At 71.2% G+C, this 23,706-nt stretch carries 21 protein-coding genes; 10 read left to right on the forward strand and 11 right to left on the reverse strand.

The window, feature by feature from the left end; genetic code table 11:
- Positions 1 to 161 precede the first annotated feature (161 nt).
- The 6 genes from ACIBCM_RS12045 to ACIBCM_RS12070 are packed head-to-tail and all read left to right on the forward strand — an operon-like array spanning position 162 to position 6,028.
- Positions 162 to 1,424, forward strand: a complete 1,263-nt coding sequence (locus ACIBCM_RS12045; RefSeq protein WP_399241965.1) for an extracellular solute-binding protein — start codon at positions 162 to 164, stop codon at positions 1,422 to 1,424.
- 2 nt (positions 1,425 to 1,426) lie between these two features.
- Positions 1,427 to 2,419: a carbohydrate ABC transporter permease gene (locus ACIBCM_RS12050; RefSeq protein WP_399241968.1), complete on the forward strand. Its 993-nt coding sequence runs from the start codon at positions 1,427 to 1,429 to the stop codon at positions 2,417 to 2,419.
- Positions 2,420 to 3,223 (forward strand): carbohydrate ABC transporter permease, encoded by an 804-nt coding sequence (locus ACIBCM_RS12055; RefSeq protein WP_399241970.1) that lies wholly within the window; start codon positions 2,420 to 2,422, stop codon positions 3,221 to 3,223. It abuts the gene before it with no gap.
- A complete protein-coding gene (locus tag ACIBCM_RS12060) occupies positions 3,220 to 4,128 on the forward strand; it encodes an amidohydrolase family protein (protein ID WP_399241972.1) in 909 nt (302 codons plus the stop codon). Before ACIBCM_RS12055 ends, ACIBCM_RS12060 begins: the two co-directional genes overlap by 4 nt.
- Positions 4,125 to 4,880 (forward strand): amidohydrolase family protein, encoded by a 756-nt coding sequence (locus ACIBCM_RS12065; RefSeq protein ID WP_399241974.1) that lies wholly within the window; start codon positions 4,125 to 4,127, stop codon positions 4,878 to 4,880. Before ACIBCM_RS12060 ends, ACIBCM_RS12065 begins: the two co-directional genes overlap by 4 nt.
- Positions 4,877 to 6,028 carry a DegT/DnrJ/EryC1/StrS family aminotransferase gene (locus ACIBCM_RS12070; RefSeq protein ID WP_399241976.1) on the forward strand — a complete coding sequence of 384 codons (1,152 nt, stop codon included), beginning with the start codon at positions 4,877 to 4,879 and terminating at the stop codon, positions 6,026 to 6,028. The genes ACIBCM_RS12065 and ACIBCM_RS12070 overlap by 4 nt, the downstream gene beginning before the upstream one ends.
- A gap of 208 nt (positions 6,029 to 6,236) precedes the next feature.
- On the opposite strand, the gene ACIBCM_RS12075 is transcribed toward ACIBCM_RS12070, so the two are convergent.
- The 10 genes from ACIBCM_RS12075 to ACIBCM_RS12120 form a co-directional block, all read right to left on the reverse strand.
- Positions 6,237 to 7,235: an LLM class flavin-dependent oxidoreductase gene (locus ACIBCM_RS12075; protein ID WP_399241978.1), complete on the reverse strand. Its 999-nt coding sequence runs from the start codon at positions 7,233 to 7,235 to the stop codon at positions 6,237 to 6,239.
- A gap of 313 nt (positions 7,236 to 7,548) precedes the next feature.
- Positions 7,549 to 8,307 (reverse strand): GntR family transcriptional regulator, encoded by a 759-nt coding sequence (locus ACIBCM_RS12080; protein WP_399241980.1) that lies wholly within the window; start codon positions 8,305 to 8,307, stop codon positions 7,549 to 7,551.
- Positions 8,308 to 8,380: 73 nt separating this feature from the next.
- Complete coding sequence (deoC, locus tag ACIBCM_RS12085; RefSeq protein ID WP_399241982.1) at positions 8,381 to 9,094, reverse strand: deoxyribose-phosphate aldolase; 714 nt, start codon at positions 9,092 to 9,094, stop codon at positions 8,381 to 8,383.
- A 98-nt stretch (positions 9,095 to 9,192) separates the two neighbouring features.
- The gene (gene rbsD / locus ACIBCM_RS12090; RefSeq protein ID WP_399241984.1) at positions 9,193 to 9,648 is read right to left on the reverse strand and encodes a D-ribose pyranase; all 456 of its coding nucleotides are present in this window, start codon (positions 9,646 to 9,648) and stop codon (positions 9,193 to 9,195) included.
- A gap of 144 nt (positions 9,649 to 9,792) precedes the next feature.
- Positions 9,793 to 11,385 (reverse strand): sugar ABC transporter ATP-binding protein, encoded by a 1,593-nt coding sequence (locus tag ACIBCM_RS12095; RefSeq protein WP_399241986.1) that lies wholly within the window; start codon positions 11,383 to 11,385, stop codon positions 9,793 to 9,795.
- Positions 11,385 to 12,407: a sugar ABC transporter substrate-binding protein gene (locus tag ACIBCM_RS12100; protein WP_399241988.1), complete on the reverse strand. Its 1,023-nt coding sequence runs from the start codon at positions 12,405 to 12,407 to the stop codon at positions 11,385 to 11,387. Before ACIBCM_RS12100 ends, ACIBCM_RS12095 begins: the two co-directional genes overlap by 1 nt.
- 148 nt (positions 12,408 to 12,555) lie before the next feature.
- Positions 12,556 to 13,566, reverse strand: coding sequence for an ABC transporter permease (locus ACIBCM_RS12105; protein WP_399241990.1), 1,011 nt, complete (start codon positions 13,564 to 13,566; stop codon positions 12,556 to 12,558).
- Entirely contained in the window at positions 13,563 to 14,480 is a 918-nt protein-coding gene (locus ACIBCM_RS12110) for a ribokinase (RefSeq protein WP_399241992.1), read from the reverse strand. Before ACIBCM_RS12110 ends, ACIBCM_RS12105 begins: the two co-directional genes overlap by 4 nt.
- A 1,255-nt stretch (positions 14,481 to 15,735) precedes the next feature.
- Complete coding sequence (locus ACIBCM_RS12115) at positions 15,736 to 16,812, reverse strand: mandelate racemase/muconate lactonizing enzyme family protein (RefSeq protein WP_399241994.1); 1,077 nt, start codon at positions 16,810 to 16,812, stop codon at positions 15,736 to 15,738.
- Between the two features lie 51 nt (positions 16,813 to 16,863).
- The gene (locus tag ACIBCM_RS12120; protein WP_399241996.1) at positions 16,864 to 18,159 is read right to left on the reverse strand and encodes a hypothetical protein; all 1,296 of its coding nucleotides are present in this window, start codon (positions 18,157 to 18,159) and stop codon (positions 16,864 to 16,866) included.
- A 175-nt stretch (positions 18,160 to 18,334) separates the two neighbouring features.
- On the opposite strand from ACIBCM_RS12120, the gene ACIBCM_RS12125 reads away from it, so the two are divergent.
- Genes ACIBCM_RS12125 through ACIBCM_RS12135 form a run of 3 tightly spaced genes read left to right on the forward strand, consistent with a single transcriptional unit; the run spans position 18,335 to position 20,933 of the window.
- On the forward strand, positions 18,335 to 19,456 hold the full coding sequence (locus ACIBCM_RS12125) for a DegT/DnrJ/EryC1/StrS family aminotransferase (RefSeq protein WP_399241999.1): 1,122 nt from the start codon (positions 18,335 to 18,337) through the stop codon (positions 19,454 to 19,456).
- The gene (locus tag ACIBCM_RS12130; protein ID WP_399242001.1) at positions 19,453 to 20,196 is read left to right on the forward strand and encodes a hypothetical protein; all 744 of its coding nucleotides are present in this window, start codon (positions 19,453 to 19,455) and stop codon (positions 20,194 to 20,196) included. Before ACIBCM_RS12125 ends, ACIBCM_RS12130 begins: the two co-directional genes overlap by 4 nt.
- Positions 20,196 to 20,933 carry an amidohydrolase family protein gene (locus ACIBCM_RS12135; RefSeq protein ID WP_399242003.1) on the forward strand — a complete coding sequence of 246 codons (738 nt, stop codon included), beginning with the start codon at positions 20,196 to 20,198 and terminating at the stop codon, positions 20,931 to 20,933. The genes ACIBCM_RS12130 and ACIBCM_RS12135 overlap by 1 nt, the downstream gene beginning before the upstream one ends.
- A gap of 653 nt (positions 20,934 to 21,586) precedes the next feature.
- On the opposite strand, the gene ACIBCM_RS12140 is transcribed toward ACIBCM_RS12135, so the two are convergent.
- Positions 21,587 to 22,522, reverse strand: coding sequence for a diiron oxygenase (locus ACIBCM_RS12140; RefSeq protein WP_399242005.1), 936 nt, complete (start codon positions 22,520 to 22,522; stop codon positions 21,587 to 21,589).
- A gap of 271 nt (positions 22,523 to 22,793) precedes the next feature.
- Between ACIBCM_RS12140 and ACIBCM_RS12145 the strand changes: the two genes are divergently transcribed.
- The gene (locus ACIBCM_RS12145) at positions 22,794 to 23,696 is read left to right on the forward strand and encodes an ADP-ribosylglycohydrolase family protein (RefSeq protein WP_399242007.1); all 903 of its coding nucleotides are present in this window, start codon (positions 22,794 to 22,796) and stop codon (positions 23,694 to 23,696) included.
- The last annotated feature ends 10 nt before the right edge of the window (positions 23,697 to 23,706 follow it).

Here is a 23,706-nt window from a genome sequence, read left to right on the forward strand (position 1 = left end):
CCCGCCCGCGATCACGCACGGCCCGCCGGTGAGACGCCCCCGTTTCCTTTCGTCGCGGAGGCACGCGCAGAAGCATTGACATGCCGAAAGGGAGGCCGCTACTTTCGGCCCAGGCCGAAACTCGTACTGCGCACCCTCTCAGGTTCTTCCGGAGGCCCTTCATGAAGACAAGCTTCACGCGCGCCGCAGCACCCCTCGCACTGTTCACGCTCACCGCGGGGCTGCTCGCCGGCTGCGGCGGCGATGACAGCGGATCGGGCTCGGGAAAGATCACCTTGTGGATGCATCCGGTGATCATGGAACCGAAGGCCAACGCCGCGTTCTGGGACAAGATCGAGGCGGACTTCGAGGCCGCGGAGAAGGACACGGACATCGTCATCGAGCAGCTGCCCTGGGAGAACAGGGACCAGAAGCTCGCCACCGCGTTCGCGGGCGGCAAGGGCCCGGACATCGTGCTCCTCGGGCCGGACCAGATCCCGCAGTATCACGCCAACGGCGCCCTCGCGCCCGTGGATGGCGGGCTCAAGGAGTCGAAGGACAAGTTCCGGCCCGCGGCGCTGGAGGCGATGTCGCAGGACGGCAAGGTCTACGCGGCGCCGATCTACCACACCGTCACCAGCACGATCTACAACAAGAAGCTGCTGGACAGGGCGGGGATCACCAAGCCCCCGGCCACCTGGGACGAGATCAAGGCCGCCGCGCCCAAACTGAAGGCGGTCGGCCACACCACGCTCGACTACTCCGCGAGCAACGAGGCCTCCCAGAACATGAGCTTCTACCCCCTGCTGTGGCAGGCGGGCGGCAAGGTTTTCGCCGAGGACGGGAAGAAGGTCGCCTTCAACGGCCCCGAGGGTGTCGCGGCCCTCACCTTCCTCACCGACCTCTACAAGAGCGGCGCCGTCCCCAAATCCGCGCTGACGAACTCCAACCTCTTCACCGACCAGGCGCTCGGTAAGCAGGAGGTGGCGATGAGCTACACCAACACCCCCGCCGACGCGGCCCTCGCCGAGAAGACCTGGGGCAAGGAGAACGTCATCGTCGGCAACGCCCTGACCGGCGTCGAGCAGGTCAGCTTCGGTATGCCGGGCGGCCTCGGGATCAACGCCAAGAGCAAGAACATCTCCGGCGCCGAGAAGTTCATCGCCTTTATGACCGCGCCGGAGCAGATCCAGGCCATGGGCCAGGCGGGCGGCTACTTCTCGCCGCGCACCGATGTGACCGTGCCCAACTCCAGCCCGTACGCCAAGCAGTACCAGGAATCCCTCACCCACACCGTCCCCGGGGAGCCGCACGCGGCGGCACGGCAGTTGATGGCCCTGATCAGCCCGCAGATCCAGGCCGCGCTCACCGGGAAGAAGACACCCAAGGCGGCCCTCGACGAGGCGGCCAAGCAGGGTGACGACCTGCTGGCGCGGCAGCGTTGAGTATGCCCGACAAGACGGCGCAGCCGCCGGGCCGCGACGCCGGGGCGGCCTCCGCCCCGGCGGACCGCCCGTCCGGCCGCCGGCCCGAACGCCCTGCCGCCGGCCGTGGCGGCGGCAGGGCACGGCAGATCGCACGGCGGCGCGAGGCCCGTGCGGGGCTCGCGTTCGTCGCCCCGATGCTGCTCCTGTTCCTCGTCTTCCGGTTCGGACCCACGCTCGGCGGGTTCTTCCTCTCCCTCACCGACTACCGGCTGAACGGCGAGTGGAGCTTCGTCGGGGCGGAGAACTACACCCGGCTGATGCAGGACGACCTGTTCTGGGAGAGCCTCGGGGTCACCGCCCTCTACACCGCCGTCTTCGTCCCCCTCACCGTCCTCCTCTCGCTCGGCACGGCCGTCCTGCTGCACCGCACGGTGTGGGCCAGGGGCTTCTTCCGGGGCGTCTTCTTCCTTCCGTACGTGACCAGCGTGGTGCTGGCCGCCGTCATCTGGAAGTGGATCTACGACCTGGAGGACGGACTGCTCAACGAGGCACTGGGCGCCCTGTCCATCGGCCCCGTGGACTTCCTCGGCAGCGAGAACCTCGTCCTTCCGGCGATCGCCGTCACCTCGGCGTGGAAGGGCTTCGGCTACTCCATGCTCATTCTGCTCGCCGGGCTCCAGGCCATACCGCAGCAGGTCGTGGAAGCCGCGACCATCGACGGCGCGAACGCCTGGCAGCGATTCCGCTGGGTGACGCTTCCGCTGCTGCGGCCCATTCTCTTCTTCGTACTCGTCATCGAGGCGATCCAGGCGTTCCAGGTCTTCGACGCCATGTATGTGATGACCTCGGGCGGTCCCGTACGCGCCAGCTACTCACTGGTGTATTTCCTGTACGACTCGGGATTCAAGTTCTTCGACTTCGGCTACGCCAGCGCGATCGGCATCGTCCTCTTCGTCGTCGTACTCGTCTTCTCGCTCATCCAGCGACGGCTCATCGGCAGGGAGGCGGACTGAATGGCGCGGCTGAGGCTGCCCGTACTGCTGATCCTGGTGGCTCTGGTCACCATCACCCCGTTCGCGGTGATGGTCCTGGTCGCCTTCGCGCCGCCCGGCGGCAAGACGCTGCCGGGAGCGTTCAATCTCGCCCGTGCCACCTGGGAGAACTTCTCCGATGTGCTCGGCAGCGCGGACATCATGCGGTGGGTGTTCAACTCCCTGGTCTACTCGGTCGTCTCCGTCGTCCTCATCCTGCTCTTCGCTTCCATGGCCGGATACGCCTTCGCCAAGAAGAAGTTCCCCGGCCGGGAGATTCTGTTCTGGTCCTTCCTCGCGACCCTGATGGTTCCGTTCCAGGCCACCCTCATTCCGTACTACATCCTTGTGTCGGAAATGGGCGGAGTGGACACCTACTGGGGCATGATCGTGCCCACGCTCGCGAATTCCCAGGCGGTGTTTCTGATGCGGCAGTTCATCAGCGGACTCCCGGACGAGCTGTTCGAGGCGGCGAAGATCGACGGCGCGTCGGAGTGGCGGATCTACGTCACCGTGGTCGTGCCGCTGATCCGGCCGGTCCTCGCCACCCTCGGGGTCTTCGTCTTCCTCTGGCACTGGAACGACTTCCTGTGGCCGCTCGTCATCGGCCAGTCCGGCGAGATGCGCACGCTCACCGTCGGTCTCGCCACCCTGGAGGGCGAGAATGTGCCGATCAACCAGATCATGGCGGGCGCGACCATCACCGTGATCCCGTGTCTGCTGGTCTTCGGACTGCTCCAGCGGTATCTCACCGACTCCATCGCCACCACCGGACTCAAGTCATGACCGTCGTCGACGTCAACCGCATGCTCGGCCCGCTGCCGTACGACGAGGTTCCGAGCCGGGACTGCGCCGGGCTCCTACGGGAACTCGACCGGCTGCGGATCGACAGCGCGTATGTGACGCACACCCACGCCGTGTACGGGGACCCCCGCGACGGCAACGCCGCCCTGCCGGACGGCGGCGGACGGCTGCGGCCCGTGCCGGTCCTCGTCCCCGGCCCGCTGGGCACGGAGGGCCCGGCCGGGGTGCCGCCGGGCGGCCCGGTACGGCTGTGCCCGGCCGAGCACCGCTGGTCCCTCACCGGGACGCACTCGTTCGCCCTCGCCGCCCGGCTCGCCGCGCGCCGGACCACCGTCCTGCTCGGCCTGGACAGCGCCGGAGGCGACGAGATCCGGCGGTTCGCCGACGCCGAACCGGAGTTGCGGATCGTGCTGACCGACACCGGCTACCGCCGTCTGCGCGAGCTGGCCGAACTCATGGACGTCCGGCACGAGGTGTACCTCGACACCTCGACCCTCGGCGGGCATCTCCAGGTCGAGTGGTTCGCCGAACGGTTCGGCGCGCACCGGGTCCTGTTCGGCACGGGCGCCCCCGTGACGGACGACGCCGGGCCCCGGTACCAGCTGGACACCCTGGAACTGCCGGACGAGGACAGGGCCCTGATCGCGGGCGGCAACGCGCTCCGGCTCTTCGGCGCGGGCGGGTCCCGTACGGACGGCGCCGACGTTACAGAACCCACAGAAGGTATGGAAGGCGCAGGAGGCACAGAAGGCGCGGAGGGCATGAACGCCGGCAACGGGTACGGGTACGGCGGCGGGGAGCGTGACGGGCGGGTCCCGGACGGCGACCGGCCCCCGGGCCGGAGCCCCGGCCGGGCGCACGGCGGGGACCCCGGAGCCGCCCGATGAGAATCGTCGACGCCCATGGACACCTCGGGCGCTGGTCCGCCTTCGCCGTCACCGACGGCTCCGCCCGCTCTCTCGTCCGGGTCATGGACCGCTGCGGAGTCCAGGTCTCCTGCGTATCGCATCTGCTCGCCGTCGGCCCCGACGCCCGCGCCGGAAACGCCCTCCTCCTGGAGGATCTGGCCGCCCACCCCGGACGGCTCCTCGGTTACGCCGTCCACAATCCGCACGACCCCGAGTCCCCGGACCGGCTGAGGGACCTGCTCGACACCCCCGGGATCATCGGCGTCAAGCTCCATCCCGAGGTGCACCGGCTGCCGCTCGACCACCCCGCCTACGCGCCCGCCTTCGAGATCGCCGCCGGACGCGGGCGCATCGTCCTCGCGCACAGCGAGTACGGCTCCGCGTACTCCGACCCGGCCCGGTTCGCGGTCGTGGCACCCCGCTGGCCCGAAACCCCCCTGCTCATGGGGCACGCCGGGCTCTGGCCCGAGGGCGGCCACGCGGCGGCGGCCGAGGCGGCCGGCCGCTGCCCCAGCATCGTCCTGGAGACCTGCGGCTCCCGGACCACAGCCCGCCATCTCGCGCGGCTGGTCGCCGAGGTGGGCGCCGAGCGGATCGTGTTCGGCTCCGATGCCGTCTTCCTCGATCTGCGCGTCGGGCTCGGGCGCGTCCTCCTCGCCGACATCGACGAAGCCGACCGGGCCCTGATCCTCGGGGGCACCATGGACCGGCTGCTGAAGGGGCTCCTATGACTCCCGTACGCACCGACGGCTGGCCCGCCTGGCCCCCGCCGCCCACCGCCGAACAGCGCGAACGGCTGCTGAGGGTCCTGGACGGCGGGCAGTGGGGGGCCACCCAGGGCACCGAGACCGAGACCTTCGCGGCGGCCTTCGCCGACAGCGTCGGAGCGGCTCACGGGGTCTGCACGGTGAACGGGACCGTCGGACTGTTCCTGGCGCTGCGCGCCCTCGGGGTACGGCCGGGGGACGAAGTCGTCGTCCCCGCCTATACGTTCGTGGCCAGTGCCACCGCGGTCGTCCTCGCCGGGGCCGCGCCCGTCGTCGCCGATGTGACCGACACCCTCCATCTGGACCCCGCCGAGGTCGACCGGCTGGCCGGTCCGCGTACCCGGGCCGTGATGCCCGTCCATCTCGCGGGCGCGCCCGCCGACACGGAGGCGCTGCGGGAGGTCGCCGCGCGCCGGGGGCTCGCCGTCGTGGAGGACGCCGCCCAGGCGCACGGCGCCAGCCGCCACGGCCGCCCCGCCGGGACCCTCGGTGACGCCGCCTGCTTCAGTTTCCAGTCCAGCAAGGCGATGACCGCCGGTGAGGGCGGTGTCGTCGTCACCGGGGAGCGTCGGGTGTACGAGCGGCTCTGGTCGCTCCACAACGTCGGGCGCACTCTCGGCGGTGGCTGGTACGACCATCCGGAGCTGGGCTGGAATCTGCGGATGACCGAGTTCCAGTCGGCCGTACTCCACCCTCAGCTGCCGCTCCTGGACGCGCAGATCGACCATCGGGAGGCACGGGCGGCCACCCTCGCGCGGGCGCTGGAGCCCGTGGAGGGGCTGGAGCCCGTCCCCGATCCGCCCGGGACCACCCGGCACACCCGGCATCTGATGATGCTGCGGTACGACGGCGCCGCGTTCGGCGGGCGGCCCAAGGCGGACTTCGTGGCGGCGATGGCCGCGGAGGGAGTGCCGCTGGACGCCGGGTACCGCTCGCTGAGCCGGGAGCCCTCACTCACGCCGTACGCCGTACGGACCGGTCCGTGCCCGGTCGCGGAGGCGGCGGAGGAGAGCGTGGTGTGGGTACGGCAGCCGATGCTGATGGCCGACGACCGGGCGATGGGCCAGATCGCGGAGGCGGCGCGGGTGGTGGGGGAACGCTTCAGGCGCTGAGGGGCGGGGGTGGCGCGGGCACGTGGCGGAGTACGGGTGGGATGGGCCCGCGCGGGTTGTGGTGCGGGTGGGGCGTAAGTGCTGAGGGCGTACGGGTGGGATGAGCCCGGGCGGGGCGCGGGTTGTGGCGTGGGTGGGCGTCGGGGCGCGTCGGACATCGGTGCGCGGTGGGCCCGGGCGCCCCGGTGGGGCGCCCGGTCGGTCCCGGTCAGCCGTCGAGGCGGGGCAGCACCTCCGTACCGAAGGTCTCGATCGCGCTCAGGGCCTCCTTCTGCGGCATACCAGGCGGCTGGACGCGCAGTACGACACCGTCCGCGCCCATCGCGCCGTACGTCCCCAGCCGTTCGGCGCACTGCTCCACCGAACCGATCACCGAGCGGGCCTCGATGTCCTCCCACGGCTGGGCGTAGCGCGCCGCGTCCGCCGAGGTGCGCTTCCAGCCGCCGTAGGCGTCGTACAGCTCCCGCAGCGGGGCTTCGAGGGCGGCCCTCGCCTGCTGGGAGGTGGCGGCGGCGTAGCCCTCCCGGCAGACGATGACCTCCTTGCCCAGGGAGGCGGGGCCGGCGGGGTACGAGAGGTAGGAGGCGATCTTCTCGGGGAGTTCGGAGTCCAGCTCGTTGAACGACGTCGTCCAGCCGTCGCACATCCACGCCGTGCGCTCCAGCGCGGCCGGGACCCGGCCGCCGTTCCACAGCCGGGGCCTCGGCGACTGTACGGGCCGGGGCGACAGGAACGCCCGGTCCAGGGAGGTCCAGCGGCCCTCGTGGCTGACCTCGTCCTCGGTCCACAGCCGGGTGACCAGCTCCAGGCACTCCTCGAACCGGGGCACCCGCTCGGCGGCCCGGGTGCCGTACAGCGCGAACTCCTCGGGCCGGTAGCCCAGCACGAATCCGGCCGTGAGCCGGCCGCCGGAGAGCACATCGATGTGCGCGAGCGTCTCGGCGAGCCACACCGGCTGGTAGACCGGCGCGATCAGCCCGGCCGTCGCGAGCCCGATCCGCTCGGTGTGCGCGGCGAGAAACGCCAGTGAGGTCAGGGCCTCGTGATAGCCGGGCCGGTGCAGATGGCGTTCGCCCAGCACCACCCAGTCGAATCCGGCCTCCTCGGCGAGCCGCACCTGTTCGACGGCGTCGGCGAGCCGGGGCCGGTCGTCGGTGTCGGCGTAGAGGTTGACGTACAGACCGAGACGCATGGGGTGCTGGGACATGCTGACTGACCTTTCCTTTACGGTCCGGACCGTAAAGGCTAGCGGGTCGGGGGCGGTCGCGACAGAGCGGATCGCCTGGCCCCGGCTGGGGTTTTGTCCTCAAGCGCCGGACGGGCTGAGTTTGTTGCGGTTGGCCCGGGGGCCGGGTGTGCGGAGTTTGGGTGCCGTTGCCCCGGGCGGGGGTTCGTCCTCAATCGCCGGACGGGCTGGATTTGGGTGCCGTGGCCCCGGGAGTCGGGGTTGCCTTGGGCTGGGTTTGTCCTTGAGCGGCGGAGGGGCTGGGGGTGGTGGGCGCTGTCCCGGGGCGGAGGGGTCAGCGGCGGAGGAGGAGGGAGGTGACGCGGAGGCGGCCGCTGTGGATCCAGACGTCCGAGTACTCGACAGGGCGGTCGTCCGCCAGATACGTCACCTGCTGGAGGTACTGCACCGGACTCCCCGTCCGCAGCTCCAGCGCCTGCGCCACCTCCGGCGACGCGGCCTCCGCGCTGAACGTACGGCGGGCCGTCGCGATCTTCAGGCCGTAGGTGCCCTCAAGGATCCCGAAGAGGCTGGATCCCGTGAAGTCGGCCCCCTCGATACCGGGCGCGAGATCGGTGCGTACGAAGTTGAACAGAAGGGCCACCGGCCCCTCGTCCGTGCTGCGGACCCGCACCAGACGCAGCACCCGTGTCGTGGGCGACGCGTCCAGCAGCGCCGCGACGGGCCTCGGCGGAGTGATCAGCGAGCACTCGCGCACCACCGTGGAGGTGACCACGCCCTGGCTGGCGAAGTCCTCCGAGAGGGTGCTGAGCTTCTGCGCGATCGCCGGCTCGATCACCGTGGACGTGACGAAGGTGCCGCGCCCCCGCACCTGCCGCAGCAGCCCCTCCTCGATGAGGGTCATCAGGGCGCGACGAACAGTACCCCGGCTGACCCCGAACTCCTGGGCCAGCTCCGGCTCGCTCTTGAGCCGGTAGTGCGCGGGCCACTCGCCGCCCGCGATGCGCAGCCGGATGTGCTCCGAGATCTGGGCGTGGATGGCCGTGGGGACGTCACGCCTGATGTCGGGGGTTTGCCCTCCGTCGGCCGTCACGGTGACACGTCTCCTTCCGGGGAGAAAGGGCCGTGCCCCGGCCTGTGGACGGCCGGGGCACGGCATTGGCCGGTCAGTAGCTGGTCGTCGAGTCGTCGGCGGTGCCGGTGACGATCTCCACGCCGGCGCTGGTGCCGAGCAGAACGGCACCGGCGCGCAGGAGGTCCAGGGCCTGCTGGTGGTGCTTGATGGCTCCGGACGCCTTCACCTGGACGCCGTCCCGGGCACGGTCAACAAGGTAGCGAACACTCGTCGGGTTCGCGATTTCGATCTGACCACTGCTGGAGTTCTTGAGGAAGGAGACACCGGCCTCCATGGCCAGTTCGACCGCGGCCTCCTTCTCCGAGTCGGTGAGCAGCGGCAGCTCCAGCATGACCTTCACGGGCAGTCCGGAGGCGCGGACGACGCCCGCGATGTCCTCACGGAACTCGTTGTACATCCCGCTCTTGAGCCAGCCGATCTGGACACCGATGTCGAGCTGCGTCGCACCGAGCCGGGCGATCTCGGCCGCCTCGGCCGCCTTGCCCGCGCTGGTCATCACGCCGACCGTGGGGAAGTCCAGGGCCGTCGCGATGCCGACGCCGGTGCCCGCCAGCTCGGCGGCGACGACGGGCACCCAGGAGGCGGAGACCATGGCCGCGTTGAAGCCGTGGGTGACCGCTTCCTTCGCGTGGGCGATCATGTCGTCGCGGGTGGCGGTCGACTCGATCCGGGTGTGCTGGATGTAGGGCGCCAACTCGGCTGGGGTGAGGTTGAGTTCGGCGGGGTTGGTGATGGTTTCGGACATGGAGTGTCTTCTCCTGTTGTGGTGAAACGGTAGGGGGTGAAGCAGGGGCCCGCCGCGTGGCCCGCGGACGCGGGATGACCTCGGCGCCGGCCCGGAAGTCAGATCCTGGAGGCGTACTCCTCGGGAACCACCACGCCCTCGCCGCCGAACCACCGGGGGGCGTCGACATCGCAGTACAGGCCGATGTTGCCCCAGGGCTCGAAGGCGCCGGTACGGACGACGACCTTGGCCTCGCGGGCCAGTTCGCCCAGCACCTCGGCGTGCGGACGGGTGCTGAACTCGGCCCCGGCGAACCGGTCGCGCAGCCAGCCGTCGAGCAGCGGGTTGTGGGTGGGGACGTTCTCGGCCCGTACCACGCCCTCGACGACGACCTCGTCCGCGATCAGGCCGAGCACGGTACGCAGATCCGGGAGGTTCTCCGCGATCGCCAGGTCGATGCGGTGCGCGTCGCGCGGGACGGGGAACCCGGCGTCCACGACGAGCAGCAGGTCGGTGTGCCCGAGCGTGGCCAGCGCTCCGCTCAGTTCGGCGTTGAGGATGCCGGTGCGCTTCATGAGGTGGTGGTCCTTTCGGTGGGGAGGTCGGGACGGCGGCGGGGCCGCGGGCCGGTGGTCGCGGGGCCGGGAGGTCCGTACGGCGGGGCCGCGGTTCGCTGGGGACGGGGGCGCGGTTCGCTGGGGACGGCGGGGCCGCGGGTGTCAGGCGGCCGGAGCGGCCGCCCCGGTCGCGAGGGTCATCAGGGATTCCTCGGTCGCCTCCGCGGTATCCACGACATCGACCAGCCGGCCCTCGCTCATCACCGCGATCCGGTCGGTCAGCGTGAGGAGTTCGGGCAGGTCGGAGGAGGAGCACAGGATCGCCAGGCCCTTGCCGGCGAGGGCGAACAACTGCTCGTAGATCTCCGCCTTCGCGCCGACGTCCACACCCCGCGTGGGCTCGTCGAGGATGAGGACGCCGGGGTCGATCGCCAGCCAGCGGCCGAGGACCGCCTTCTGCTGGTTGCCTCCGGACAGGCTGGTGATCGGCTGGCCCATGGTGGCCGTCTTGACCCGCAGCCTCCGGGCCTGTTCGGCCGCCTGCCGGTCGAAGGCGCCGCGGCGGACGAGGCCGAGCCGGCTGAACGTCTTCGCCGTCAGCACACCGACGTTGTCGCCGACGCTCATGGTGGTCAGCAGGCCCTGGGCCCGGCGCTCGCCGGGGACGAACGCGAGGCGCCGCTCGACGCTCGCGATGGGGTTGCGCCGTTCGTAGGGCTCGCCGAGCAGCTCGACCGTACCGCCGGTGCCCCGGTCGCCGCCGAACAGATTGTGCAGCAGCTCCACCCGGCCCGAGTCCGGCAGCCCGGCCACACCGAGGATCTCACCGGGCCGCACCTCGAAGGAGACCCCGGAGTGCCGCTTGCCGCTCAGTTCCCGGACCCGCAGGGCCGGCGGGATCCCGGGATCGGCCGCCCGGGCGTCGCGCCGCGCGAACTGGCCCAGCTCGCGACCGACCATGGCGGCGACCGCCTCCTCGGGCGTGGTGTCGGCGCCCCGCCAGGAGGCCACGTGCGAACCGTCGCGCAGCACCTCGATCCGGTCCGCCAGCCGGAAGACCTCCGGCATGCGGTGGGAGACGTACAGCATGGTCGTACCGGCCGCCTTGAGGCCGTCCATCAGGGTGAACAGCCGCTCGGCCTCGGCGGGGGTGAGCATCGCCGTCGGCTCGTCCAGGATCAGGACGCGGCAGCCGCGGGCGATGGAGCGGGCGACCACGACGAGCTGCTGGGTGGCGAGGTCCAGCGACCGTACGGGGACGGCCGGGTCCAGGTCCAGATCCAGCCCGGCGAGGAGTTCACGGGTGCGCTCCACCATCTGCCGGCGGGAGGGGAACCAGCGGTTCCCCGGCTCCACCCCGCTGAGGACGTTCTCGGCCACGCTGCGGTCGGGCAGCAGGGAGAGTTCCTGGGGGACGATGGCCACGCCGTAGCGGTCGAGCATCGTGCTGGGGGAGAAGGAGGTGACCTCCTCGCCGAAGACGGTGACCGTGCCGTCGCTGGGCGGCTGCAGCCCGGCCAGGATCTTCAGCAGGGTGGACTTGCCCGCGCCGTTCTCGCCGAGCAGTGCGGTGATCTCCCCTGCGGGGACGTCGAAGGAGACGTCGGACAGGGCGCGTACGGGACCGAAGTTGCGGGACAGCCCCCGGACACTGATCGCCGGGGCGCCGTTGCCCACGTCAGGGGCGGCGGCGGTGGCCGCGGCGCCGGTGCCGGCGGTCGCGCGGGTCGCGGATCCGCGGGGTGCGGCGGCCATTACTTCTCCACCGTGGCTTCGCCGAGGTTCTCGCGGGTGACGAACTGCGCGCCCGTGTTCACGCCGGTGATCTCGGTTCCCTCGGTGAGGAAGTCGTTGAGCACCTTGACGGCCTGGTAGCCCTGCTCGGTCGGGTTCTGGCTGATCGTGAAGTCGACGACACCGCTGGTGAGGTACTCGGCCGTCTGCGGGAGCAGGTCGAAGCCGCCCATGACGATGGAGTCCTTGTCGGGCGAGCCCGACACCCACTTGGCCGCGGCCGTCGTGGAACAGCAGTCGAGCCCGGCGATGCCGACCACACCGGACTGCCCGGACATCGTCGACTCGACCGTGTTGTAGGCCGCGCTGGGCTCATTGCCCACGTTCACCGGGCCGACGATCTCCAGACCGCTCTTGGCCATGCCCTCCTTGAAGCCGCCGAACCGGTCGTGGGACCAGCCCGCCCCGGTGTCCACGGAGAAGACGACGACCTTGCCCTTGTTGACCGTGCCCAGGTCCTTCAGCAGCCGCTCGGCCTGGGACTTGCCCGATGCCTTGAGGTCCTGGCCGACGAAGCCCATCTGCTTCGAGTCGGGGTTGTCGGTGTTGAAGGAGATAACGGGGATACCCGCGTCGTACGCCTGCGCGATGACCGGCTTGAGCGCGTCGCTCGACGCGGAGGAGACGGCGAGACCGTCGACGGCCTTCTGCTGGATGAGCGTCTGGATCTCGGACACCTGCTGGGCCGCGTCGCCGCCGGTGGGGCCGATGAGCGCGGTCTCGGCGCCGAACTCCTTGCCCGCCTTCTTCATGCCCGCGCCGATCGGGGTGGCGAAGGCGAGGGACGGGTCGTGGTAGCTCAGCTTGATGCGCATCGGCTTCTTGTCGTCGATCCGCTTCTGGATGTAGGACGCCATCTCGAACGAGCCGTCCTTCGAGCCGCCGCCGTCCGCGGGCTTGACGGCTCCGCAGGCGGTCAGGGTGAGGGCGGCCGTGGCGGTGGTCGCGGCGACGAGGGTTCTGAGCAGGGTACGGGAGGACATCGGGGACTCCTTGGAGGTTCTCGGCATATGCGGTGGCCCGGGGTGTGGCGCACGCGGGGGTGGGGCGCAGTCGGGGGTGTGGCGCAATCGGGGGTGTGGTCCGGCCGCCGGCCCGTCCGGGCGGGGGCTCCGGCCTGCGGGAGGGCCCTCAGGCCCGGGATTTGCGCTTGCGCTGCCAGGTGTCGGCCGCGACGGCGGCGACGATGACCAGGCCGGTGACGACGGTCTGCCAGAAGGAGGAGATGCCCTTGATGTTCAGGATGTTCTGGAGCAGTCCGATGAAGGCGACACCGATGACGGTGCCCCACATGGTGCCGGAGCCGCCGAAGAGGGCCGCCCCGCCGATGATGACCGCGGAGATCACGGTCAGTTCCAGCCCCTGCCCGGTGACGCCCTGGACGTACGAGAGGAAGGACAGGCCCAGCACGCCGGCGAGGCCCGCGGCGAAGCCGGAGAGGACGAACGCGGTCAGCTTGACCCGCTTGACGTTGACGCCGACCAGCCGGGCGGCCTCCTGGTTGCCGCCGACGGCGTAGGAGTTGAAGCCGAAGCGCGAACGGGCCAGGAGCACCACACCGAGGACGGCGACGGCCGCGAAGAGCACGAGCTGCATCGGAATGACCCCGAACAGTTCCCCCTGGCCGAGGAGGTTGAACTCGGCGACTCCTTCCTGCGAGGAGCTGAGCGAGATCGGGGCGCCGTCGGAGATCAGCAGGGCGATCCCCCGGAAGACACTGAGCGTGCCGAGGGTGACGATGAACGACGGCACACCGAGGACGACGACGGCCAGCCCGTTGAGCAGACCCGCCAGGGCCCCGACGGCGAGCCCGGCCGCCATCGCGAGGGGCCAGGACCAGCCGTCCGAGATCAGCATTCCGGTGGAGATCGCCGACAGCGCGTAGGTCGAGCCCACGGACAGATCGATCTCACCGTTGATGATCACGAACGTCACGCCGACGGCCATGATGCCGATCTGGGCGATCTGCTGGCCGACCGACAGCAGGTTGTCGGACTGCGCGAAGCCCGGGGTGAGGACGGTGCCGAGCAGGAAGAGCAGGACGAGGGCGGCGAAGACGCCGGATTCGCGGGCGTGCAGCAGTCTGCGCAACGGGAGGGAGAACTCCCGCGCCGGCGCGGTGGTCGGGGTCGTAGAGGTCACGGGGCGTTTCCAATCCGGGCGTTCAGCTGGTCTCGGGTGGGCAGGGCGGGGACGACCCCGGCGACGGTCACGGTGTGGGCGCCCGCGGCGGCGGCGAACCGTACGGCCTCTTCGGGGCCGCGGCCCTCCGCGAGCGTGACGGCGAGCGCGGCGGTGAACGAGTCGCCCGCGCCGGTGGTGTCGACGACGTTCTCGACCCGGTACGGCGGGGCCGCCGTCACTCCGGACGCCTGGGCGATCAGCGCTCCCTCGCCGCCCCGGGTGAGGACGGCGATTCCCCCGGTGCGCTCGCGCAGGGCCCGTACGAGGGCCTCGTCGTCGAGTCCGTGGCCCGCGCCGAGGCCCAGCAGTACGGGTGCCTCGGTCTGGTTCGGTGTGATCACGTCGATGAACGGCCACAGGTCGTCCGGGAGCGGCCGGGCGGGCGCGGGATTGAGCAGCGTCCGGGTGCCGGCGGCGCGGCCCGCGCGCAGGGCGGCGGCCACGGCCTCCTCGGGGATCTCCATGGAGACCACGAGGATGTCGGCGTCCGCGATCTGAGCGGCGAAGGTCTCGACCGCGGCGGCGTCCAGCTCGTCCAGCGCGCCCGGGGCGATGGCGATCCTGTTCTCCCCCGAGGGCTCGACCAGGATGAATCCGACCATCGTCGGGGCGGTGGCCGTCACCACATGCTCGGCGCGGACGCCTTCCGTACGCCACAGCGCGCGGGCGGCCCGGCCGAAGTCGTCGTCCCCGACGGCCGTCAGCAACGAGACCTCCGCGCCGAGCCTGGCGGCACCGATGGCCTGATTGCTGCCCTTGCCGCCGGGGCCGGAGTCGAACACGCCGCCGGAGAGGGTTTCACCTGCCGCAGGGGACCTGGGGACTCGCATGGTGAGACCGGCGCCGTAGCTACCGACAACAGCGATCTTCATCGATGCACCGCACTTTGTATGGGGACAACCGTGGACATGGGGAGCGTAGGTACAGGGATGTCCCTAGTCAATGGGTGACGGCGAAGTGAATTCTGCGAGGGTTGTGGGGGGTGGGGGTGGTGGCCTGTGTCTGTCCTCAGGCGCCGGACGGGCTGGGTTTCCCGGTTTCCCCGTTTCCCGGTTTCCCTGGGCCGGGCGGCCGGGGTGCGGGTTGCCCGCGGGCACGGTTCTGTCCTCAATCGCCGGACGGGCTGGATTCGGGTGGTCCGGCGCCGGCGCGCTTCCCGGGGTGCGGTAGCCCGCGGGCGGGGTCCGTCCTCAATCGCCGGACGGGCTGGTTTTTCCGGGTGCGGGTGCCTGTGAGTGTGCGGTTGCCCGGGGCCGGGGCTCGTCCTCAATCGCCGGACGGGCTTGTATGTCAACCCGTCCGGCGATGGTGAGGTCCTTCGCCCGGGGGTGCGTGAATGTCAGCCTGTCCGGCGTTTGAGGACAAAGCCCGTGCCCGGGGTGGGCGGGGCGGGAGATTCAGCCCGTCCGGCGTTTGAGGACGACCCCCGTGCCTGGGGTGGGCGGGGCGGGAGATTCAGCCCGTCCGGCGTTTGAGGACGGATCCTGTGCCCGGGGTGGGGCTGCTGTTGCGGGCAAGGGCAGGGAAATCAGCCTGTCCGGCGTCTGAGGATGGAGCTTGACCCGGGGTGGGGGTTGCCTGGCGTGGGTGGCGCGGGAAATGCAGCCCGTCCGGCGATCGAGGACAAAGCCCGTGCCGGGAGTGGGGGTTGCCTGGCGTGGGTGGGGCAGGGAAATCAGCCCGTCCGGCGTTTGAGGACTGGGGGTTCGGGGGCGACGCCCCCGCAAGGGGCCCGCGCGGGAATGGGCGGCTCAGGGGGCCGCGCCGTACGGGCGCCTGGGGCGGGGGAGTTGGGTTCCCCGGGGCAGGCAGGCGTGAGTGCTCTGCGGGCTGGGTCCCGGGGTGGCCCCGGCGCCGGGCGTCCGGCCGGGGAGATGGAGCAGTGCGCGGAGGTCGGTGGCCTGCGGGCGGCTGAGGTACGGAAGTTGGCGCCTGGCAGGGGGCGATCCGGCAACATGCCCCGCCGAGGTACCGCCGGGTACGGGAGTTGGGCCCGGCCCGGGGGACAGCATGTGCATGCCGGGGTACCGGAGTTGGCCCGGCCGGGGGCGGCAACGTGGGCGCGCATGGGGGCGCGGGAGTTGGGCCACCGGCCGGGGCGGGCCGAGAGGGAGCGGCAGAAGCACCCTAGAGGTGGTGGCCCAGGCCGGGGGTGGACGGCAGGTCCACATGGCCCGTTCGCGCCGCGGGAGCGAACACCGCGCAGGCCAGCGGATCCTCCGTCACCAGCAGCGGCCCCACCAGATCCGCCGGCACCGTCGCATGCGGCAGCGCCGCCGTGAGGTGCGCCGCCGCCAGCGTCGCCACCCCCAGCTCCGGCATCGTGCCGAGCTTCACCACCAGCCCCGCGGCCTCCGCCAGCGCCGCGATCTGGCGGGCCCGGTGCAGACCCCCCACCTTGAGGATCTTGATGTTGAGGACATCCGCCGCCCCCCGGCGCACGATCTCCATCGCGTCGTGCAGCGACTGCATGCTCTCGTCGGCCATCACCCGCACCGCGCCCACGCGCCGCAGCGCGGCCATTCCGGTCAAGTCCCAGCGGGGCAGCGGCTGTTCGATGAGGTCGAGGCCCGCGTCGGCGAGCCGGGTGACCGTACGCCCGGCGGTCCCCGGGTCATAGCCCTCATTGGCGTCGAGGCAGAGTTCGACTGCCGCCGGAACCGTCTCGCGGACCAGCCGCACCAGCCGGATGTCGAGTTCGGGGTCCTCCCCGCCCTTGACCTTGATGTGGGTGAAGCCGCGGGCGGCGTAGTCGGCCGCCTCCGCCGCCATCTCCTCCATGGAGCCGAGGCCGACGACCCAGGCGGTGGGCACGCTGGTGCGGACACCGCCGCCGAGCAGCAGATACAGCGGCCACCCCGCCGCCCGCGCCACCAGATCGTGCAGGGCGATGTCGAGCGCGGCCTTCGCGAGATGCTGGCCGCGTATCGCGGTGTCCATCGCGGTGTGCGCCCCCGCCAGATCGCGTGGATCACGGCCGATGAGCGCGGGCGCGACATGCTGGGTGAGGGCGGTCTCCAGGCCGGCGAGGGTCTCACCGGTGTACGCGGTCATCGGGGACGCCTCACCGAAGCCGGTGACGCCCTCCGCGGTGCGTATCTCGACCACGAGGCTGATCAGTTCGGGACTGGTCCCGCTGCTGATGACGAAGGGGCGTCGATAGGGGGCCCTGACGACGCGCGTATGGACCGAGGCGATCTTCAATCACGGCTCCTTAGGGTTACGGCCCGGACCGTAATAAGAGTCCAGTGGCGCTCAGAGGCGTACGCGGTAGACGATCGGGGGGCGGCCGGTCTGTCCCTCCTGCCGGCTGCCCGTGGGCACGGCGACTCCCGAGCGTTCGAGGCGCTTGAGGATCCGGCGTGCCGTGCGCTGCTGGACGGTGAGGCGCTCGGCCACGAGATGGGCGGTGATGCCGTCGTCCCCGGCCTGGACCACCAGCTCGCGCAGGCGCTCCAGCGTTCTGGGGTTGAGGCCGGTGCGGCGGGCGAGCGCGGCCGTGGTCTCCGGCCCCGAGCCCTCCGGCGGAGGATTGCGTTCCGCGTCGATGACGATATCCACGTCGTCCGTCATACAGACGACCCCGGCGACCGGGCCCACCGAACGCGCGCGGTTCACCGCCCGTCTGGCCAGCGATTCCGCTTCGGCGGCCGTCCGCCCGAGGCCGAAGCCCACATGCGCCGAACCGTGCCGGGCGCCGAGGTCGTCCAGGAAGGGCAGCCGGGTGAACTCCTCGCTCACCTCCTCCAGCACCCCCTTCGTCGTCACCACCAGCCGCTGCCCGTCGGGCAGCTCGGCGAGGCAGCCCCCGAGAACGCGCAGATCCGCCGCCAGCTCCCGGTCGGCGGCCGGATCACGGTCCTCCGCGTCCGGCTCGGGCAGATCGACGATCCCGAGCGCGACCTGTGCGTCACCGCTGTGCGCCCCGGCGGTGGCGAGGACCAGTGCCTGGAGCGTGGCGCGGATGGAGTGACGGGAGGGGGCGAGCCGTACGGCGTGCATCTCGTGTTCCAGCAGCTGGTACGCCGAACCGAGACAGGTCAGGGCGACCCGCGTCCCTTTTCTGTCCCGCGCGTCCAGATGGAAGTCCGCGAGATTCCGCGAGGTCAGCCCCGGCCGGTGGGGCAGTACGTGTACATGCTCGGTCGGCAGCTTCGCCTCGGTCAGCGTCTCCATGACCTCACCCCGGCGCAGGGTGTCGATGGAGATCCGGGAGACGTCGTGCCCCAGCCTCAGCAGCTCCACCAGGGCCCTGAGCAGGGTCGCCCCGCTGTAGGGGACATACATGGCGGGCCGGTCGAGCAGCCCCTCCGCCGCGGCGAGTGAGTGCGGTACGACCCCGGTGAACAGCAGGGCGTCGGTCTCCGACTGGGCCCGTACGACCATGCCGAGGGTCTCGTCCTCGTGCTGGTAGGCAAGCGGTACGAGCCGGTCCGCGCCCGATGCGCGGCCGACCGCGAGGACCTTGTGCACCAGGTCCTCGGGGCCGATCACTCCGACGGTGAGAGCCATCGGCCGGTCTCCGTTCTGCTCGGGGTCCAGCTCGGACACGACTGTTGGGGACAACTCGTTCGGATACGCGGTCGCACGGCCGTGCGGGGACGCTCGTGCGGGGACGTTACGGACCGGACGAGGCTTGACGTCCGCCCTTCACGGCACCTACTTTCGGCCCAGGCCATAACCGCGTATCTGCGGAGAGGATAGTGCCACGATGCCGGAACGGGAAATGCCACTGCCCACAGTTCTCGAACCTCGCGGCCGCACCCTGGGCGCCGAGGAGCGCGCCGCGGTACTGCGCGTCCTCGACTCGGCGGTGCTGTGCAGTTCCTTCGGAAGTGAAGCACGCTCCCTCGAATCGGAGATGTCCCGGCTGTACGCGACACGGGACGCGGTCCCCGAGACGGTCGCATGCAGCTCCGGAACGGCGGCACTGCATCTCGCGGTCGCGGCGGCCGGGATCGGCCCCGGTGACGAGGTCGTCACCACCCCGATCTCCGACTTCGGCACCGTCGCCCCCGTCATGGCGCAGGGCGGGCGCGTGGTGTTCGCCGACGTACGCCCCGAGGACGGCAACCTCGACCCCGCGGCCGTCGAGGCCGCCGTCACCGGCCGCACCAAGGCGGTCATCGCGGTCCATCTCTTCGGTGCCGCCGCCGATATCGAGGCCCTGCGCGCGATCTGCGACCGTCACTCACTGGTCCTCATCGAGGACTGCGCCCAGGCGTGGCTCGGCGAGGACCCCTCGGGCCGGCTGCTCGGCACGGTGGGGGACATCGCCTGCTTCAGCCTTCAGCAGTTCAAGCACATCACCGCGGGCGACGGCGGACTCGCGCTGACCCGTGACCCCGCCCTCGCCCGCCGGATGCGGCTCTTCATGGACAAGGGGTGGGACCGCAGCGAGGGCCGCATTCACCGGGAGATGGGCCTCAACTACCGGATGACCGAGCTCTCGGCGGCCGTCGCCCGCGCCCAGCTCGGCAAGGTCACCGATGTCGTACGCCTGCGCCGTGAGCGGGCCGCGCAGCTCGCCGGGGCGCTCGGGGACGTCCCGGCCGTCCGGATGCCCGGACAGCGGCGGGGCCACGCCTGGTGGGTGATGCCGCTGCTCGTCGACGACAACGCCCGCTGGGCCAAGGCCCTCGGCGAACTCGGCGTACCGGCACTGCCCGGCTATCTGGAACGCCCCCTGTACGCCAACCCCGCGCTGCCCGGATATCCGCCGGGGCTGTGTCCGCGCGCCGAGGAACTCATCGCCCGTACCCTGCTGGTGCTTCAGTGGAACGAGCGTTACATCCAGAGCGATGTGGACCGCATCGCCCGAGCGCTGCGCGAGGTGGCCGCCCGATGACCGCGTACGACTGGCTCACCCCCACCGCCGAGGAGCACATCGGCTGGGACGTGGATGTGCTGTACGGCCCCTGGCCCCGGCACCACCGAGACATCGGGCTCACGGAGGTCCGCTCCGTCCTGGCCCGTTCCCCCGTCGCCCGCGCGCTGGCCCTGTCCACCCGGGGCCCGCTCTTCGACGACCGCGCGGGCAACGCGGAGACCGTCCGCGATCTCGCCGACTGCCCGGAACTGCTGCCCGTCGGCACCATCGACGTACGGGACGCTCTGACCGCGGAGGACCGGCTCGACGAACTGACCGCCGACGGTGTGCGCTTTCTGCGCCTCTTCACCGTCGAACAGGCCGCCGAGCCCGGCTTCCCCGGCTACCGCCATGTCGTCTCCCTCGCCCTCGAACGCGGGCTCGTCCTGCTCCACGACGGCGATCCCCGCCGCTTCGGCCCCGGTCTCACCGGCCGGGGCGCGGATGTCGTCTTCCTCGATCTGCACGCCTACCACCTCGCCGACTTCCTGCTCCTCGCCCGCGACGAACCCGGCTTCCGCACCACCACCCGCATGCTGTCCGGCTCCGACTCCATCGAACGGCTCGTCGGCTCCGTCGGCGCGCGCCATCTCGTCTTCGGCTCCCGTACCCCGTTCATGGACATCTCCCCGCAGACACTGCGGCTGCGCTACGCGGACATCTCGGACGCCGACCGTGCCGCGATCTCCACCGAGAACGTCGAGGAGTTGCTCGCCTGATGCCGATCATCGATGTGCACGCCCATGTGGGCCGCTGGCAGTTCCACCTCACCAGCGGGGACGCCGACGACAATCTGCGCCAGATGGACCGCTACGGCATCGACCTCCAGCTGGTGTCGGCGTCCGAGGCGGTCGTCCATGACGCGGTCGCCGGCAACCGCGCCCTGCTCAAGGCCCTCGCCACCCGTCCCCGGCTCCTCGGCTACGCGGTCGTCAACCCGAACCGCATCGAGGAGAGCGCGGCGGATCTGCGGCGCTGCCTGGACACCGGCCGCTTCGTGGGCGCGAAGATCCACACCCACTACCCCGGCCGCCTCCCCGGTACCTCCCAGATGGCCGAGGCCTTCGACCTCATCGCCGACCTGGGCGTCCCCCTGCTCCTCCACACCTGGGGCCCCGAGGTCGAACTCCTCCCCGACCTGGTCTCCGCCCGCCCCGGCCTCCGCGTCATCATGGGCCACGCCGGCGGCGACGCCTGGCGCGAGGCCGCCCACGCCGCCGCGGCCTGCGACCGCCTCTACCTCGAACACTGCCGCACCTCGACCGACGCCGGCCGTATCGCCTACGCCCGCGAGGCCGGAGTCCCCATCACCCGCTTCCTCTTCGGCACCGACGCCACCCTCGTCGACCCCGCCCTCGCCCTCGGCGTCCTCCGCGACGCCGACCTCACCCCCGAGGAACGCGACCGCGTCCTCTGGCAGAACGCCACGGACCTCTTCACCCTCCCCACCGTTTGACCCCCGACGCCCCACTCGATCCCCCGCCCGCTCGCGCACCAATTCCCCTCCCCGCCTGCGCCGAAGAGCCTTCTCCAACCTCGTCGGCTGTGGGGTGCCTATCTTCAGCTTGGTCTGTGACGGTGGTGGGGGTACTTCTCGGCTTTGCTTGTGACGCTGGTGGGGGTACTTCTCAGCTCCGCCTGTGTCGGAGGCGACGGTGCCTACCTTCCGCCTCGCCTGTTTGCAGGAGGGGTGCCAACTTTCAGCTTCGCCTGTTTGGGAGGGGAGGGTGCCAAGTCTCAGCTTCGCCTGTGTTGGAGGGGTGTGCCTACTTTCAGCTTTGCCGGTGGAGGCGGGGTGTGCCTACTTTCAGCTTTGCCGGTGGAGGCGGGGTGTGCCTACTTTCAGCTTCGCTGGTGGAGGCGGGGTGTGCCTACTTTCAGCTTCGCTGGTGGAGGGCGGGTGTGCCTAGTTTCTGCTTTGCCGGTGGAGGCCGGGGGGCCTAGTTTCAGCCTCGCCGGCGTTTGAGGCGCGGGGTCCGGGGCGGAGCCCCGCAGGGGCCCGCACCTGCCGGTGCGACGGAAGCCCGAGCCCTCCGTGCGAAGAGCCGCCTCGCCGGCGATTGAGGCCCCGGCCCCCGGGACCGCCCCGGCAAAGCCACCCCCCCGCCCTCACCCCAGCAACCCCGACCGCCTCCACAACCCCCGCCCAACCCCCCTCAGCACCCCCACGTCGTCCAGGAAATCCGTCAGCCGCCTCGCCCCGGCCCGCATGACCTCGCGCCGGTGCCCACTGGCCCGTACCTGCGCGACGGCCTCACGACGGTCCAGCCCCGCGTTCGTGTACACCCGCGGATTGACGAAGCAGGCGGAGAACACCTGGGCCGCCTGCCCGCAGCTGATCCGGGTGAGCTCCCGCTCCCAGCGCGGCGCGGTCACCATCTGGCGGCGCAGCTCCTCGCGGGCGTACCGGACATGGCGGGCCTCCTCGACGACATGGATACGGGTCACCCCGCGTACCAGGGTCTGGATCCGCTCGTCGGGGAAGGTGAGCCGCTGCATCCAGTCGAGGATCTCCTCACCGAGGAGGGTCGCCGCGAAGGAGCCGGGCGTGGTGGAGACGGTCTTCAGGACCCGGGCGAGATTGTGATGGACGCGGGGGACGGGGTACGGGGGAGCGCCCCCCTTCTCGATCATGCGGGCGAACATCATGGAGTGCCGGCACTCGTCGGCTATCTCGGTCAGGGCGTACCGCACATGACTGCTGGTCACGGACTTGTCGTAGATATGCCGTACCAGCAGCTGGATCAGGATGATCTCGAACCAGATGCCGAGGGAGGCGAGCGACGCGGCCTCGTGCCTGGCCAGGTCCATCCGCTGTTCCTCGGACATCCGCCGCCACAGGGGGGTGTCGTAGAGGGAGACGAGTTCGGGCGGCCAGAACCACTTGCCGTCCTCGATGGGGGCGTCCCAGTCGAGGTCCCTGTCGGGGTCGAAGGAGTGCCTGGCGGAGGATTCGAGGAGGCGCTGGGCGACCTGTTCTCGGTCACGGAGGGGTCCGAGGGCGTCGCGGAGCAGCCGCGGGTCCCGTTCGGTCGCGTTCGTCATGGAGGAGGGCACCTCACGGGCGTCGGTGGTGGCGGAGGGCTGGCGGTGGCGGTGGCCGGAAAGGCGGGGTGGCCCCGGCGTCCGCGGGCCGGGCAATCCTTATGAGACTGTGTGTCAGCAAGCGCGTCAAGCCCCCGCGTACAAGGTGCTGACGCCTCGTCGGCCGGGCGCCCCTACACCGCACCGTCCCACGCGGACGCGGCAACGCGCGCCCCCCAGCCCGCCCGGAAAGCGATGTACGCGGCCTTCCCCCTCGGGGACAATGGTCACTATGACTACTGGAATCTTCCGGGGCGACCGCGCGGCCGCCCGCCGCAGTCTCGAAGGGCTCGCGCTCGGAGACGCGTTCGGGGAGCGCTGGTTCCCGCTGTTCCGCGAGCGTGAGCAGGCGCTCCGGGACATCCGGGCGCGCCGCGCGCCCGAGGAGCCGGAGTGGCACTGGACGGACGACACGGCGATGGCGCTGGCGGTGCATCAGATTCTGGCGAGGTACGGGGAGATCGACCAGGACCGGCTGGCGCTGAGCTTCGCGCGCACCTACGACGCCGATCCGGCGCGCGGCTACGGCCACGGTATGCATCTGCTGCTGCCCCGGCTCCGGGAACGCCCGGGGGACTGGCGCACCCAGGCGCCCACGCTCTTCGAGGGCGGCAGCCTCGGCAACGGCGCGGCGATGCGGGTCGCGCCGCTGGGGGCCTGGTTCGCCGCCGATCCCGAACGCGTCGTCCACCAGGCCGAACTGTCCGCCCGGGTCACTCACGACCACCCCGAGGGCGTCGCCGGGGCGATCGCGGTGGCGGTCGCGGCGGCGCTGTCGGTCCGGGGAGAGCTGACGCTGTCCGCCGTGGCGGACCGCACTCCGCCGGGCCTGGTGCACGACGGGCTCCGCCGGGCGGAGGGGGTCCCCTTCGGCACACCGGCCTGGCGGGCGGCGGACATCCTCGGCAACGGTCAGCGGATCCGGGCCGACGACACGGTGCCGTTCGCCCTCTGGACGGCGACCCGTCACCGGGACGATCTGGAGGCGGCTCTGTGGTCGACGGCGGAGGGGTTCGGCGATGTCGACACGACCTGTGCGATCACCGGCGGGGTCGTGGCGGCGGGGACGGGGGTCGAGGGGGTGCCGGGCTCCTGGCTCCACCGGCGTGAGCCGCTGCCGGCGGGAGGCGGGTGACCCCCGGGGT

The organism is Streptomyces sp. NPDC051018 (assembly GCF_044456085.1).
In the GTDB taxonomy this organism is placed as follows: Bacteria; Actinomycetota; Actinomycetes; order Streptomycetales; family Streptomycetaceae; genus Streptomyces.